This is a genomic window from Serratia sp. T13T92 (assembly GCF_047530105.1).
GTDB lineage: Bacteria > Pseudomonadota > Gammaproteobacteria > Enterobacterales > Enterobacteriaceae > Chania > Chania fonticola.
Window position 1 is genome coordinate 58,608 of sequence record NZ_JBLJAK010000009.1, and the last position, 15,003, is coordinate 73,610.

Sequence of the window (15,003 nt, forward strand, 5' to 3'; positions counted from 1 at the left end):
TATTCCAAGATATTGCTTGTTAAATTTAGCCTAATAGCAAGATCAACTCAATGCCATTCCTCTGAAAACAGGACGATAACCGTGATAACCGATGATAATAGCCGTTGGAGCGATCTCTTTTCCGGCAAAAATGCCGCCAGTGCCATCGCACTGTCGCTCGGGGTCGCCTTGCATGCGATCAATATTCTGGTGGCGACCACCATTTTACCGTCAGTGGTGCAGGACATCGGTGGGTTGGATCTCTATGCCTGGAACACCACCCTGTTTGTGGTGGCCTCGATATTAGGCTCGGCGCTGTCGGCACATTTGCTAAGTGGCTACGGGGCGCGTAGTGCTTATCTGGTGGCGTCGCTGTTCTTCATCGTGGGCGCAATGCTGTGTGCGCTAGCCCCCTCCATGCCGGTGATGTTGATTGGCCGCACGGTACAGGGGTTTGGCGGCGGCCTGATCTTTGCACTGTCCTACGCGATGATTAACCTGGTGTTTGAACAGAAACTCTGGCCACGCGCTATGGCGCTAATCTCCGCGATGTGGGGGATCGCCACGTTGGTGGGCCCTGCCGTCGGCGGGATTTTTGCCGAATTGAACGCCTGGCGCTGGGCGTTCGGTATTCTGTTGCCGATCATGGTGCTGTACGCTGCCTTTACGTTCCGTATCCTGCCCAAAGGTAAACCGCAGCAGCGGCCAACGCCGTTACCGCTGATGCAGTTGCTGCTGCTGGCTGGCGCGGTATTGGTGGTATCGGCTGGCAGCCTGGCAGATAGCGGTTGGTTAAACGTGGGCGGCATCGTGCTGGCGTTGCTGTTGTTGATTGGGTTAATCCGGCGTGAGGGACATTCTCGCGCCCGCCTGCTGCCACATCAGGCACTGCGTCGTGGTTCAGCGCTGGCTTCGTTGTACGTTACGGTAACGCTATTGGTGATCGGCATGACCAGCGAGATCTTTGTGCCTTACTTCTTGCAAACCTTGCATGGTCAGTCACCGCTGATTTCCGGCTATATCGCAGCCACTATGGCAGCGGGTTGGACCCTCTCAGAAATCCTTAGCTCCGGTTGGCGCGGCATGGGGATCCGTCTGGCGATAATCAGCGGGCCGATCCTGGTACTGCTTGGTTTGCTGGGGTTGGCAGTGCTGATGCCAATTCCTTCTAACGGCCACTGGCAGGCGCTGGGGCCGATCGTGCTGGCTTTGACGTTGGTCGGTTTCGGTATCGGTTTTGGCTGGCCGCACCTGCTGACACGCATTTTGCAGGTGGCCCCTCAGGCCGATAAGGATATCGCCGGGGCTTCCATCACCACGGTGCAGTTGTTCGCCACGGCGTTTGGCGCGGCATTGGCGGGGATGGTCACCAACCTGGCCGGATTTACCACGCCGGGTGGCATTGAGGGCGCGGCCTCTGCTGCTCATTGGCTGTTCCTGCTGTTTGCCTTGGCCCCGCTGTTGGCGATCTACAGTGCCTGGCGCAGTGCGGCCATTAGCCAGCCAGCCGAGGATCCGAGCAATTTTGTACAAACGCCTGGTTCAGGTGAGTGCTAGAATGCTTTTCATTCAGCGGGGAAGGTTAGTATGGCGAAGAGCATGAGCCGGAAAGGGCGTCAGGAACAGGCTAATTTCATGCACGTCGACGATCTCGGCGGGCTGGAAGTGTTGCAGGCCACCTATCGCCACCAGACCTTCTCCCGCCACAGTCACGAGGGTTTCTGCGTAGGCGTGATTGACGAGGGGGCCCAGCGTTTTTACCGTACCGGCGGCGAGCATGTCGCGCCGTTGGGCAGTGTGATCCTGGTCAACGCCGATGATATCCATACCGGTAGCTCTGCCAGCGAAGACGGCTGGTCCTATCAGGCCATGTACCCCAAACCGGAGCTGTTGGCGTTCTTATCCCGCGATCTGAAAACCGTCGCCGGGGCCGCGCCCTATTTCCCTAATCCAGTGGTGCAGGATGCCGGGCTCGCCGGGCAATTACGCTTAGCCTTTGGCATGATGCGCAGTAACGAAAACCGCCTAGTGAAAGAGACATTGGTGTTTTCGGCGCTGACCTGGTTAATGCTGTGCCACGGCAAAAGCCGCATAGAGCCTGCCACGCAAAGTAAGGCGCAAAGCCAGATAGCGCGGATCAAAGCCTTCCTGGATGATTTCCCCGAGGCTAATATCTCCCTGCTGGAATTGGCAGAGAAGGCCGGGCTGAGCCCTTATTATCTGCTGCGTCAGTTTCAACAGGCGACCGGTTTGCCGCCCCATGCCTATCAGATCCAGGCGCGTTTACGTAAAGGGCGCCAGCTTTTAAGGGCGGGCAATGGCGTGTTGGAGACGGCACTGGCCTGCGGTTTTCACGATCAGAGCCATTTCCACCGTCATTTCCGCAAGTCCATCGGCGTGACGCCCGGTGACTACGTCAAATCGTTGAGATAAATACGCAAGCGGATACAATACTCGCCCTCTTTCCTGCGCTATTCTACTCCTTCGTTCGAAGGAGAAAATAATGACTTACCAATCAACACTCACGGAGCCGCCAACGTTGCGCCTGCGCCCGGCCTTGCAGGGTGCGGTGGCGATCCTGCCGCTGTGCCTGGCGGTATTGCCCTGGGGGATCCTGGCAGGGTCAATGGCGATCCAGAGTGGCCTGACGGCGGCAGAGGGGCTGGGGATGTCGGCGATTGTTTTTGCCGGGGCCTCCCAACTGGTGGCGATGGGGATGATCAAGACCGGTGCCGGTATGCTGGCGATCCTGATTTCTACTTTTTTTGTCACCGCCCAGCACTTCCTCTACGGCCTGCGCCTGCGGGAATGTATTGCTCCGCTACCATTGAGATGGCGTGTCGCACTGGCGTTTTTGCTGACCGATGAGCTGTTTGCCCTGACCGGCGATCATGGCCCGGCACGCTTTAACCGTTGGTATGCATTGGGGGCAGGGCTGGCGTTCTATTTGAGCTGGTTCTTTGCCACCTTGCTCGGCGTAGTGGCGGCCAGCAGCATCGATCTGGATCGCTACGGGCTTGATTTCTCGATCGCCGCGACCTTTATCGCCATCATTGTGCCGCTGGTACGTAATCTGCCGGTGCTGGCCTGCGTGTTGACATCCCTGGTGCTGTCGATTGGTTTGCACCATTATCAAGTGCCTGGGGCATTGATTATTACCACCGTGGTGGCGATGCTGGTTGGGCTGCTGTGCAGCAGGGGGAAAGAATGATCTGGCTGACCATTGTGTTGATGGGCGTGATCGTCTTCTTCAACCGCTACTGTTTCCTGGCACCTGGCCTGCCGGTGCGCTTATCGCAACGGATGAGAACTTTGTTGAGCTTCTCGGTACCCGCGGTACTGACCGCCATCTGCGGGCCAATCATCGCTTTCAACGGGGATGAGTGGCGTGCACTGCCCGAAAACCCTTATCTATGGGGAGCCGTGTTCGCCATTGTTCTGGCCGTTTTCCTGCGTAATACGCTGGCTGTCGTGGTGCTGAGTATGCTGATGTTTATTCTGCTACGTACACTGCTGTAACCCACGCCCCACAATTTTCCCCCTGGATCAATCAGGGGGAGAGCATCACATTGCCATTGTCATTTCAAACTGACGCAACGGATCTTCGCGCCAGCCAAGGTGCTGGAAGAAGGGAGCGATGTCGTCTGGGACAAACACATTGGCCGACAGCGCCAGTGGGGCAAACTGTGCTTGCAGCGCTTGCAACAGACGGCGCGCCTGGCCTTGGCCGCGTAGCGCTGGTGGCACATAAATCATGCGTAGATGGCACTGTTGTGCGCCCGGCATCACCAAAGCAAAAGCCTGCTGGTCCAGAGTGAAGGCGCGTGGGGTACCGGGCAGCTTGTACAGTGACTCTGGGGCGATCAGCCACGGCAAGCCATGCTGGCCGTCGGCGGTCATTTGCTGGGCAAGTGCCAACGGGTCGATCGGTTGCAAGGCTGCCGAGGGTTCCGGGGTTGCCAAGGGGGCGTGAAATCCCAATAGCGTACGGGTGATGGCCAAGCCAGCCTGTTGATACAGCGCCAGTGCCGCTTGATTACCGGCGATCACTTCCAGCGAAAGCTGGCGATCGCCTCGCGTATGGGCATCCGCGATAATGCGTTGCATCAACGTCCTGCCTAACCCTCTGCCACGCATTTCCGGGCGGATAGACAAGGCCGCTACACGGCTATGTTGACCCCGGCGCGCGATCAAGGCCAGAGCCACCGGGTGCTGCTGGTGGGTGACGATAATGCTGTGATTCAGGCTGAGGTCTTCGGCGGCAAAGCGGCTGCTAAAGGTTTCGCCGTCGATCACAAAGGGAACAATGTAGTTCTCAAAACAGTGGCTGAGTATTTGCGCCAACTGCATACTGCTGTAGGGCAAGGCGGTGTGAAACTCGAACTGACTATCGATAGGCATGACGGTTCCAAAGCAAATAACCAAAGCTATACATTTAGCCGGGAATAGATTAACAGGCAAGCTTTACGCTACAAACCTGTGGGGGGGGGAACATGTTCGAAAGTAGGGGGCGCCGCATGCTGCGCCCGTCTAATAGCAGGCTCTGCAGTTTCGGTGGCATGTGTGGTTCTGGCTGAAGAGTCGTGATGAAAAAGCCGGGCGAGTTCACCCGGCGAAGTCACTTGAGAAATAGCCGTAGCTATAAATTGCAGTAGTGGTTATGTGTCACAGCGTAAATCAGAACTGATAGGTCAGAGCCACGGCAATCACGTCGTCGGTTTTCAGACCTAGCTTGTTGTTGTCATCGAGCTGGTTGATTTTATAATCCACATAGGTGGACATGTTTTTATTGAAGTAATAGTAAGCACCCACATCAATATATTTCACCAGGTCGGTGTCACCGATATTTTCAATGTCTTTTGCCTTAGACTGGACATAAGCCAGTGACGGGCGTAGGCCAAAGTCGAACTGATATTGCGCAACCACTTCCACGTTCTGGGTTTTATTGGCAAACCCGCTTACGGAGGTCGCGGCATTATTAATGGTCGCAGTGCCGGAAATTGGCGTCAGGTTATGAGTTTCGGCATAGGTAGCGGCCAGATACACGCTGTTGGCGTCGTATTTCAGGCCTGTTGCCCACACGTCGGCTTTATCGCCCTTGCCATAGCTGCTCTGTTTCTGGCCGGTAGTCCGGTTAGAAGAGGCATAGGCGGCCGTAACGCTGACGCCATCGATGATCTCGTAGCTGGAAGACAGACCGAAGCCGTCGCCGTTAGCTTTGCTGCTGGCACGGCCATCGTTTTCGTTCTTGCCTTGGTACTGCAACGCAAACTTCAGGCCGTCGACCAAGCCGAAGAAGTCGTTGTTACGGTAGGTAGCCACGCCGTTGGCGCGCCCGGTCATAAAGTTGTCGGTTTTGATATAGGTATCATCGCCAAATTCCGGCAGCATATCCGTCCAGGCGGCAACGTCGTAAATAACGCCGTAGTTACGGCCATAGTCGAATGAACCAAAGTTTTTCACTTTCAGACCAGCAAAACCAAGACGGGTTTTAGTATCTTTAGTGCCATCCGATTCGCTATGGTTGGCGGCGATCTGATATTCCCACTGGCCATAGCCGGTCAGCATATCGTTAATCTGGGTTGCCCCTTTAAAGCCGATACGTACGTAGGTTTTATCACCATCATTGCTGGTATCGTCAGAGAAATAGTGCAGTGCTTTTACCCGGCCATAAAAATCAAGCTTATTGCCATCTTTATTGTAGATCTCTGCTGCCTGTGCAGTCTGGGCAATGAAAAGTGCCGCAATAACGGCAAGAAGATTAGGTTTCATGGTGTTCCCTGCTTTATATGATTGAAAGACGTTTATCATCAGCTGTATCGCTGTTTTACTTTGCTGCCGGAGTTAGCGCAGCGCAGATTTTTTACCGCAGTTGTGTGATGTATTTATGACAGGTCAGGTAAATGGATATTGAATAGTGAAAAATAACCCAGGAGATGCATTTTTTGTTGCAGATGAGCGGGGTTCTGTTGTGCAAACATGCGAGATTATGCGCAAAAAATTCGATGTCCCACTGTGGGAGAAGGGGCCTCCTTGAGGTGCGTTTCGCAATGTTGACCAGCCAATCGTAACTCGGGCTGACGCCGCGGACGGTCTGTGGGACAATAGCGCCATCATTTCGTTTAGATAAGAGTTGAATGGCGCTTTCCCCCGCAGTTAAAGATCAGATCGGCCAGTGGTACAAAGCCCTGCAGCAGCAAATACCGGATTTTATTTCGCGTGCCCCTCAGCGGCAGATGATTGCCGAAGTGGCGAAGACCCTGGCCGGAGATTACCCACGCCATCTGGCGATCGAAGCGCCAACCGGCGTGGGTAAAACGCTCTCGTACCTGATACCGGGTATTGCCGTTGGCCGTGCCGAAAGCAAACCTCTGGTGGTCAGTACCGCCAACGTGGCGCTGCAGGATCAGATCTACAGCAAAGATTTACCGCTGTTGAAAAAGATCATTCCCGATCTGAAATTCACCGGCGCGTTTGGCCGTGGGCGCTATGTTTGCCCGCGCAATCTGGCGGCGATGAGCACCGACGTGGTCGAGCAGGGCGATCTGATGCTGTACCTGGACGAAGACGAGCTGGCGCCATCTAGCGGTGAAGAGCAGGCGCTGTGCCAAAAGCTGGCGAAAGCCCTGGCGCGCCATGAATGGGATGGCCTGCGCGATCACTACCAGCTATCGATCGATGACCCCCTATGGGGCAAGCTGAGTACCGACAAGGCCAACTGCCTGGGGCGCAACTGCCACTATATTCGTGAATGCCCGTTCTACATCGCCCGCAAAGAAATTGAAACCGCCGACGTGGTGGTAGCCAACCACGCGTTGGTGATGGCGGCGCTGGAAACCGAGTCGGTATTGCCGAACCCAAAAGAGCTGCTGCTGGTGCTGGACGAAGGCCATCATTTGCCGGAGGTGGCACGGGATGCGCTGGAGATTGACGGTGAGATCACCGCGCTGTCAACCAACCTCCAGCTCGATATGATCGTGCGCCAGGTAGAACAGTGCATGACACAGTACCGGCCAAAGAACCCGCCGGGGTTGGCCAATAGCGAACGGCTAAAAAACCACTGCGAAGAATTGCGCGAGCTGATCCAGATTTTTGAGCACCAGGCCAATGCCTACCTGCCGCCAGATAGCGGTAACGCCGAATATCGCTTCGAAATGGGCGAACTGCCAGCGGAGATGGTTGAGATCTGCGCGCGTCTGTTCAAACTGACGGACGGCCTGCGCGGCCTGGCCGAATTTATTCTTAACGACCTCACCGAGCAGACCGGCAAGCACGACATTGTGCGGTTGCATCGTACCATCATCCAGATGAGCCGCACGCTGGGCTACCTTGAAGCGATGAGCAAGCTGTGGCGGCTGGCGGCGATGGATAAATCCTCCAACGCGCCGATCTCCAAATGGATTGCGCGTGAACTACGCGATAACGTTACCCATCTTTATCTGCATTGCGTGGGCATCCGCGTCAGCGATCAGTTGGAAAAACTGCTGTGGCGCAAGGTGCCGCACGTGGTGATCACCTCGGCAACGTTACGTTCATTGAATAGCTTTTCGCGGCTGCAAGAGATGAGCGGGCTGAGCGAAAAAGCGGGCGATCGCTTCGAAACGCTGTCTTCGCCGTTTAATCACGTCGAACAGGGTAAAATCGTCATTCCCAAAATGCGTTTTGAACCGGCGATGGCCAAAGAGGCCGAGCATCTGGAAGAGATGGCGCGCTTTTTCCGTGGCGAGCAGGCCAGCGGCCAGCATAAGGGAATGCTGATCCTGTTCAGCAGCCACCGTGCGATGCAGACCTTCCTCAGCTATGTCACCGATCTGCGTCTGATGTTACTGGTGCAGGGCGATCAGCCACGCTACCGGCTAGTGGAAGAACACCGTAAGCGGGTAGAGAAAGGCACTGCCAGCGTGTTGGTCGGGCTACAGTCATTTGCCGAAGGTTTGGATCTGAAAGGTGAACTGCTGACCCAGGTGCATATCCACAAGATAGCTTTCCCGCCGATCGACAGCCCGGTGATCCTAACCGAGGGCGAATGGCTTAAATCCCTCAATCGTTATCCGTTTGAGGTGCAGAGTTTGCCAAGCGCGTCGTTTAACCTGATTCAACAGGTGGGCCGCCTGATCCGAAGCAACGAGTGCCACGGTGAAATCGTGATTTATGACCGCCGCCTGTTGACCAAGAGCTATGGCTCACGCCTGTTGGCGGCGCTGCCGGTGTTCCCGATCGAACAGCGCGAGGTGCCGGAAGCGGACAAAGCCCATAAGGCGGCGTTAAAATCTGCGGCAGAAGCCACCAAAAAAGAGAAAAAGCGCAAAAATCCGTTTGCTCGCCGCCGTACCCGCTAACAAATGTATTCTGGCAAAACAACTTTCTAGCTACTATGGATCTTGCTTTTAAACCTCTTTGTACAGGTGATTTATGGTGGAAATATCTACGTTGTTGCTATTCGCCGGTGCCTGTCTGGCGCTGACGGTGACTCCTGGCCCGGATATGCTGCTGATCGCTTCCCGAAGCCTAAGCCAAGGGAGAAGCGCTGGTTTCGCTTCTCTGGCCGGGATACAACTGGGAACCTATTGCCACGCGTTGGCGGCGGCTCTGGGCCTTTCACAGCTGTTTGTCGCGCTGCCGCTGGCCTATGATGCGGTACGTTTGTTAGGGGCGGCCTATTTACTGTATCTGGCATGGAAAACGCTGCGTTCAGGCAGTAGTTTGCAGGCCTCCGCCGGGTTACAGGCCGTATCAGTAAGACGAATTTTCCAGCAGGGATTGTTGACCAATATTCTCAATCCGAAAATGGCGCTGTTTGTGCTGGCGTTGTTCCCGCAGTTTATCAATCCGCAGAGTGGTTCCGTGGTGGCTCAGATGCTGATTCTGGCCACTATCTTGAACGCTATTGGTCTGGTAATTAACGGTGCCGTGATCCTGGTGGTAAACCGTTTAAAAAGCCGCTTTACTGGCCGCCAATTCAGCGCTCGTTGGCCGAACTATTTGTTGGCAGGGGTATTTGCCGGGTTGGCTTGCAAGCTTATTTTCGATAGTCGGAAATAAGCTTCAGAGCATTGCTTCAAACGCGGCACTGGCTAGGCAATCAGGCTGTGCGCTGTACATGACCAGCCGCAGGTGGTTTTCTTCGTCGACAATAAACGAGGCGTGTTCAAACGTTACTTCGCCTGCCCCTGCAACCAAGAAAGTGCGTTGCCCCTGGCAGCGGCCATGAATATCGTGCTGCTGCCACAGTTGGCGAAATTGGGGTGAAACATCGCTCAGAGCCTGAATGCGTTGCAACATGGTGGCATCTTGCGGGGCGCGGGCGTAATCACGGCGAAAGCTGGCCAGGATTTGCGGGGCCTGCTCCTGCCATCCCATCAACCGTTGATTGAGTTCGGGATCGGCAAACAGCATCCACAGCATATTGCGCTGTTCCGGCTGACGTTCATTGATGGCAAACAGGCAGTCTGCCGCAGGGTTCCAGGCGATAATATCCCAGCTCAGGTTCATCACATAGGCCGGGCGGAGCGTAAGATCGTCCAGCAAGCGGCGTACCAAGGGGGTAACCTGGCACCATTGATGGCCTGCTACCACCGGGGGCCGCTGATGCGCCAGTAAAAACAGATGATAACGTTCGGTCGCATCCAGCTTCAGAACCCGTGCCAGATCCTCCAGAAACTCCACCGAAGCGTTGATTTCCCGCCCCTGTTCCAGCCAGGTGTACCAGGTCAGGCCCACGCCAGCTAATGCGGCAACCTCTTCACGTCTTAGACCAGGCGTACGCCGCCGCGTACCGCTCGGCAGGCCAACGGCCTGGGGAGAGAGTTTTTCACGCTTCATACGCAGAAAATCTGCCAGCTCTTGACGGGTGCGGTTAAGGGTACGTGGTGGCATCGGCGGGTCCTGTTACTCTTAGTAATAGTATAACTGGCTATATAGTAACAGTTTAAAGGATGTTCCATACTGCCGCCATCATGATATCAGGGGGCGTTATGGAACAGGGTTTTTCTTACAGTAAGGCTGGATTACCCGGGCTGCCGGTGTTGCTACTCGGTGGGTTCGTCACTATGTTCGATTTGTTTGTGGTTAACGTGGCGGTGCCGGTGATCCAGCAACAGTTCAACGCCAGCTTTGCAGAGGTTGGGCTGATTATTGCCGGTTATGAACTGGCTTTTGGCATTTTACTGATTGCTGGCGGGCGATTGGGTGACCGCTTCGGTCGGCGGCGTATGTTTAGCTACGGTATGTTGGCTTTTGCACTGACCTCAACGCTTTGCGGGCTGGCGGGTTCGCTGTGGGTCCTGATTGTTGCCCGCTTTTTGCAGGGTGCAGCGGCCGCGCTGCTGTTTCCACAAATTTATGCCTTATTGCGCGTGCTGTATGGTGAAGAGCAGCGGCGGCGAGCCTTTGCTCGTTTGGGGATGACGCTGGGGTTGGCGGCGGTTTGTGGCCAGGTGTTAGGTGGTTTTATTATCGAGGCCAATATTCTGGGCAGCAGTTGGCGCATGATCTTTCTGATCAACCTGCCGATTGGCGTGCTGGCGGTGATGGCGGCGCGACGCATTCCTGAGTCCAGACTGGCGCAGGCCCAGCGGCTGGATGCTAAAGGCCTGCTGCTGGCCGCTGGCGGTTTGCTGCTGTTACTGTTCCCGTTACTGGAAGGCCCATCGCGCCACTGGCCTTGGTGGACTGTGCCGATGATGGTGCTGGCGGTGGCGCTATTAGCTTGGTTTATGCGCTGGGAACGGCAACTTGCCCGTCACTCCGGTGATGCGGTGCTCGATCCGGCGCTATTTCGCCAAGGTCATTTTGGCCGTGGCTCGGCAATTGTGCTGGCGATTTACTCCACCGCATCCTCATTCTTTCTTTGTTTTGCCCTGCTGTTACAGGCCGGAATAGGGCTGACGCCGTTCCAGGCGGGTTGCCTGTTCGCTCCGGCCAGCGCCGCCTTTATGCTGGCCTCCTTTTTGGCTCCGGGCTGGGTGCAACGCTGGGGGAATATTGTGTTGGCTGGCGGGGTGGTGGTCTACGCCAGTGGCATGGTATTGCTGGTGGTGGAGGTGCTATGGGGACGGGCGTTCAGCCATCCGTTACAACTTTTACCCGGCCTGATGATTTTGGGCTTTGGTCAGGCATTGAGTATGACGCCCTTGCTTAATTGGGTGCTTGGCCTGGCGAAGGAGCATCAGGCCGGTATGGTGGCAGGCTTGGTGTCAACGGTTCAGCAGGTAGGGGGGGCTCTGGGGATTGCGGCCAGCGGTATGTTCTTTGTTCCGTTGCTGGCCGGGGGGGCAGAGCCACAGCACTATGCCAGAGCCTTTGCTGGTGCTATGGGTTACAACTTGCTGGCGATGCTAGTTGCCTTGGTGTTGCTGCTCTACACCCACCGGCAGCTAGGCAGGGGCGGTTAAAGCATTATCGCGCCGGTTTGCCCGGCGCTGCGTTGTAGTTTATCAGCTATCACCGGAACTCCACTGCTACGGCGATCGCTGCCATAGCGACATAGCTCCCCATTTTTCATGCCATGTATGACGGGGAATACATCATTCTATTCTATGCTTGCGGATACTGCCTTAATCCACTAGATCTCGCTATATCCGCAAGCTCTCAGCAATAAAATAAGGAGAACGTCAGCCATGTACCAGATAGCGTCATTCCGTGAAGATGATTTGGACGCCCAGATAGCTTTGGTTCGCGCCAATCCGTTGGGGTTGATCATCAGCCAAGGGCCACAAGGATTGATGGCGGATCCGATCCCCTTTCTGATAGATACCGATGAGCAGGGGCAGCTGACACTCAGGGCGCATTTATCGCGAGGTAACCCACATTGGTCGGTGCTGCAAGCCGGGCAAGAATGCCTGGTAGTATTCCAGGGGGCCGAAGGCTATATCTCGCCGGGATGGTATGAAACCAAGCGGCTCACTGGCAAAGCGGTGCCGACATGGAATTATGCCGGCGTACACATGTGGGGAACGCCAATGGTCACGCAAGATAGCGCCTGGCTGCGTCAGTTGCTGACGGAACTGACGGCGGTGCATGAAGGCAACCAGTCGCAACCTTGGCGTCTTGACGATGCGCCTGCGGAGTATATTGCCGCCAATATCAAAGGCATTATTGGCATCGAAATCACCGTCACCCGGCGTGAAGGGAAATGGAAAATGAGCCAGAACCGCAGCGCTGGTGATATCGACGGGGTGATCGACGGCCTGCGAGCCGGTGACGATTGCCAGCAGCAACTTGCCGATGAGGTTGAGCGCCGTCGCGGATAAGGTATGCTTATCGCAAACCGAATCAGCGGAGCGAGCGATGGATTACAGCAAAATTATCAAAGAAATAGGCCGTGGCAAGAACCATGCGCGCGATCTGGATCGGCAAACGGCTTTTGAGCTCTATCAGGCGATGCTGGCCGATGCCGTGCCGCCAGTGGAGTTGGGAGCCATCCTGATTGCCATGCGTATCAAGGGAGAGGCCGAGGAGGAAATGCTCGGCTTCTATCAGGCGATGCAACAGCAGGTAATGCGGCTGCAACCCCCGCAGGGCCGCCCGATGCCGGTGGTGCTACCCAGTTACAATGGTGCTCGTAAACAGGCCAACCTGACGCCATTACTGGCGCTGTTGTTGGCCAAAGTCGGGCTGCCGGTAGTGGTTCACGGTGTCGTGAACGACAGCACGCGTGTCACCAGCGCAGAGATTTTCCGTGAGCTTGGGGTGCCGTGGTCTGAAGATCCTCAGACTGCCCAACAGCGTTTGGACGGCGGAGATGCGGTGTTTATCCCAGTGTCGGCGCTTGCGCCAGCGTTGGAAAACCAGCTTGGCTTACGTTGGAAGATGGGCGTGCGTAACAGCGCCCACACGCTGGCAAAATTGGCGACGCCATTTGGTGAGCAGGACGTGCTGCGCATCGCCAGCGTTTCTCATCCGGAATACGTCGAGCGCGTTGCCTCATTTTTCTGCCAGATCGGTGCACGGGGATTACTGATGCATGGCACCGAAGGGGAGGCTTACGCCAATCCGCAACGCTGTCCAAAAATCCACTATATCGTCGGTGGTGAGCAGCAGATTTTGCTGGAACGGCCAGAACAGGATGCGTTAGCTGAGGTGCCTGCCGCCAAGGATGCCGCAACTACGGCGCGTTGGACAGAACGTTGTCTGGCTGGTGAGGTTGCCATTCCCGAGCCTATCGCTCGGCAGGTTGCCTGTTGCCTGGTCGCTGCCGGCCAAGTGGAGACATTGGAGCAGGGGCTGGTCAGACTGCGATAATCTGTCTTATTACCATCAATTATTACCAGGGGCGAATACCTTTGCCCCGAGTATTTATCACTGCTGTGCTGGTTATTTTGAGTAAAAAAAATCTCAAATGCCAAACTATATATTACTAACCACTTAAATTATGGCATAAGCTGGTGGGATATGTGATAAGACAGGGTAAAAACGTTTAAAACTCAGTGTATAACTTTAAAGAAGTAGATTACACTCAGCCCATCAGCTTTGGGGTCTTGCAGGATTTTCCATCGATTGCGGAGGTTTGCTCCGTCTTGGTTGTAAAAAGGGACTTGTAAGCTACTCTATCTAAACCATAAGAAGAGAAGCGCTTAAAATACATAGACGTTTTCCATTATTTATTTGGGTTATAGATCACGTTATTTTGTATTCGTGATTTGTATGTATTCATACAGTGCCAAGTGTAATCTTATAGGTCTGGATTATGAGTAAATATGATGATGTCCAAGGATTTAAAGACAAGACAAATCTCAAAGGGCTTGATTATAAAGAATTTCCTCGCGACGATGTGGCATCGGCTCCGCACCGCTGGTCTATTGTTGATCAGGTGGCAGGTAATGGCGGTATCCCTACCAGCACCTCGCAGCCAACGCCGATCACTAGTACAGACCTCTCTTCCAGCGCGCCTTTAGGGTTCGAGCCTCCTGCACAGCCCAAGGCTGTGATAACAGAAAATACCGCCTTGCCCGGCCACATTCCTCATAATTTTGATCGTTTTGCTCCGCCGGTGGAGCCTAAACTCACTAAAACCGCCCAGCCGGAAAGCCCGAGTGACGTTCTTGCTAAGGGTAACCCTGTTAATTCCCCTGCAAGCATTCCGCCGTCCGCTCCGCAGCCAGAGAACCAACGTTTTAAGCAGATGTTCAGCAAGAAAGCGTCCTCTGCCGGTGAGGTGATGGACGCTGGTCGTAATACATTACTCAAACCACTTTTAGAGTCTATTGCCTCATGCCGTTAGTCTGTGTTTGTTCTCCGAAAGGAGGGGTAGGGAAAACCACGGTTACTGCTAATCTGGCTTATGCATTGGCCCGTAGCGGCAGTAAGGTGTTGGTTGTCGACTTCGACACGCAAAATGCGTTAAGGCTGCATTTTGGCGTGCCTATTTCTGATAACCGAGGTTTTGTTGCCCAGTCGGCAAGTTTATCCGATTGGAGTCAGTTTATTCTCAAAGTTGGGCCGAACCTGTTTGTTTTACCTTACGGTGACGTCACCGATGAGCAGCGCCTTCAGTTCGATGACAATCTGCTCAATGAGCCCATGTTTATTCAACGTGGCCTGAGTGCGGTGCTGAAGATCCCCGGCATGGTGGTGATCGCCGATATGCCGCCGGGGCGCAACGCGGCAGTGCAGGCCATGCAGGCCGCGGCGGACATGCGCATTATGGTGTTGCTGGCCGATACCGCATCACTCAGTTTATTGCCCACTATTGAGCAGCATAAGTTTATGAGTGCGCCCGCCAGCAATGAAGTCGGCGAGTATTATGTGGTAAACCAGAGTGACATGCGGCGTACGTTGAGCAGGGACGTGACGCAATTCTTCGAACATCGTTTGCAAGACAAACTGCTAGGAACCATCCACCGCGATGAGTGTGTCCCAGAGGCCAACGCATCGCAACGGGCGATCATGGATATTAGCCCGGTGTCGGCTGCCGCATTTGATATTGAGCAGATCAGTAAAAAGGTCGCAGTAATTTTAGGGCTTAGTGTTGGAGATGGTACGTATCATCATACTACGTCTATTTATGGCTCTTCGTAAGGATTG

At 54.9% G+C, this 15,003-nt stretch carries 14 protein-coding genes; 11 read left to right on the forward strand and 3 right to left on the reverse strand.

Going from position 1 to position 15,003, the window contains the following annotated elements:
* The first annotated feature begins 81 nt into the window (after positions 1–81).
* The 4 genes from ACMV5I_RS11645 to ACMV5I_RS11660 all read left to right on the forward strand — a co-directional run bounded on the left by ACMV5I_RS11645 (position 82) and on the right by ACMV5I_RS11660 (position 3,498).
* A complete protein-coding gene (locus tag ACMV5I_RS11645) occupies positions 82–1,536 on the forward strand; it encodes an MFS transporter (protein WP_414824410.1) in 1,455 nt (484 codons plus the stop codon).
* A 30-nt stretch (positions 1,537–1,566) separates the two neighbouring features.
* Positions 1,567–2,412 carry an AraC family transcriptional regulator gene (locus ACMV5I_RS11650; RefSeq protein ID WP_414824411.1) on the forward strand — a complete coding sequence of 282 codons (846 nt, stop codon included), beginning with the start codon at positions 1,567–1,569 and terminating at the stop codon, positions 2,410–2,412.
* Positions 2,413–2,482: 70 nt separating this feature from the next.
* The gene (locus ACMV5I_RS11655) at positions 2,483–3,190 is read left to right on the forward strand and encodes an AzlC family ABC transporter permease (RefSeq protein WP_024485883.1); all 708 of its coding nucleotides are present in this window, start codon (positions 2,483–2,485) and stop codon (positions 3,188–3,190) included.
* A complete protein-coding gene (locus ACMV5I_RS11660) occupies positions 3,187–3,498 on the forward strand; it encodes an AzlD domain-containing protein (RefSeq protein WP_021805142.1) in 312 nt (103 codons plus the stop codon). The genes ACMV5I_RS11655 and ACMV5I_RS11660 overlap by 4 nt, the downstream gene beginning before the upstream one ends.
* 45 nt (positions 3,499–3,543) lie before the next feature.
* Here the strand turns inward: ACMV5I_RS11660 and ACMV5I_RS11665 are convergent, their stop codons facing one another.
* Together ACMV5I_RS11665 and ompC are read right to left on the reverse strand one after the other, a co-directional pair.
* Positions 3,544–4,380, reverse strand: coding sequence for a GNAT family N-acetyltransferase (locus tag ACMV5I_RS11665; RefSeq protein WP_414824412.1), 837 nt, complete (start codon positions 4,378–4,380; stop codon positions 3,544–3,546).
* Between the two features lie 276 nt (positions 4,381–4,656).
* Positions 4,657–5,751 carry a porin OmpC gene (ompC, locus tag ACMV5I_RS11670; protein WP_414824413.1) on the reverse strand — a complete coding sequence of 365 codons (1,095 nt, stop codon included), beginning with the start codon at positions 5,749–5,751 and terminating at the stop codon, positions 4,657–4,659.
* A gap of 365 nt (positions 5,752–6,116) precedes the next feature.
* Here ompC and dinG point away from each other — a divergent pair, with 365 nt between their 5' ends.
* Together dinG and ACMV5I_RS11680 are read left to right on the forward strand one after the other, a co-directional pair.
* Positions 6,117–8,318 (forward strand): ATP-dependent DNA helicase DinG, encoded by a 2,202-nt coding sequence (gene dinG, locus ACMV5I_RS11675; RefSeq protein WP_414824414.1) that lies wholly within the window; start codon positions 6,117–6,119, stop codon positions 8,316–8,318.
* Positions 8,319–8,391: 73 nt separating this feature from the next.
* Positions 8,392–9,021 (forward strand): LysE family translocator, encoded by a 630-nt coding sequence (locus ACMV5I_RS11680; RefSeq protein WP_202670788.1) that lies wholly within the window; start codon positions 8,392–8,394, stop codon positions 9,019–9,021.
* Positions 9,022–9,024: 3 nt separating this feature from the next.
* Here the strand turns inward: ACMV5I_RS11680 and ACMV5I_RS11685 are convergent, their stop codons facing one another.
* Entirely contained in the window at positions 9,025–9,855 is an 831-nt protein-coding gene (locus ACMV5I_RS11685) for a helix-turn-helix transcriptional regulator (protein ID WP_414824415.1), read from the reverse strand.
* A gap of 98 nt (positions 9,856–9,953) precedes the next feature.
* Here ACMV5I_RS11685 and ACMV5I_RS11690 point away from each other — a divergent pair, with 98 nt between their 5' ends.
* From ACMV5I_RS11690 to bcsQ, 5 genes are all read left to right on the forward strand, one after another.
* Positions 9,954–11,372, forward strand: a complete 1,419-nt coding sequence (locus ACMV5I_RS11690) for an MFS transporter (RefSeq protein ID WP_414824416.1) — start codon at positions 9,954–9,956, stop codon at positions 11,370–11,372.
* Between the two features lie 225 nt (positions 11,373–11,597).
* A complete protein-coding gene (locus ACMV5I_RS11695) occupies positions 11,598–12,230 on the forward strand; it encodes an FMN-binding negative transcriptional regulator (protein WP_202727043.1) in 633 nt (210 codons plus the stop codon).
* Positions 12,231–12,267: 37 nt separating this feature from the next.
* Positions 12,268–13,221, forward strand: a complete 954-nt coding sequence (ybiB, locus tag ACMV5I_RS11700; protein WP_414824417.1) for a DNA-binding protein YbiB — start codon at positions 12,268–12,270, stop codon at positions 13,219–13,221.
* Between the two features lie 445 nt (positions 13,222–13,666).
* On the forward strand, positions 13,667–14,200 hold the full coding sequence (locus tag ACMV5I_RS11705; RefSeq protein ID WP_202670784.1) for a cellulose biosynthesis protein BcsO: 534 nt from the start codon (positions 13,667–13,669) through the stop codon (positions 14,198–14,200).
* Entirely contained in the window at positions 14,191–14,997 is an 807-nt protein-coding gene (gene bcsQ, locus ACMV5I_RS11710) for a cellulose biosynthesis protein BcsQ (RefSeq protein WP_121606313.1), read from the forward strand. The genes ACMV5I_RS11705 and bcsQ overlap by 10 nt, the downstream gene beginning before the upstream one ends.
* Positions 14,998–15,003: the final 6 nt, after the last annotated feature.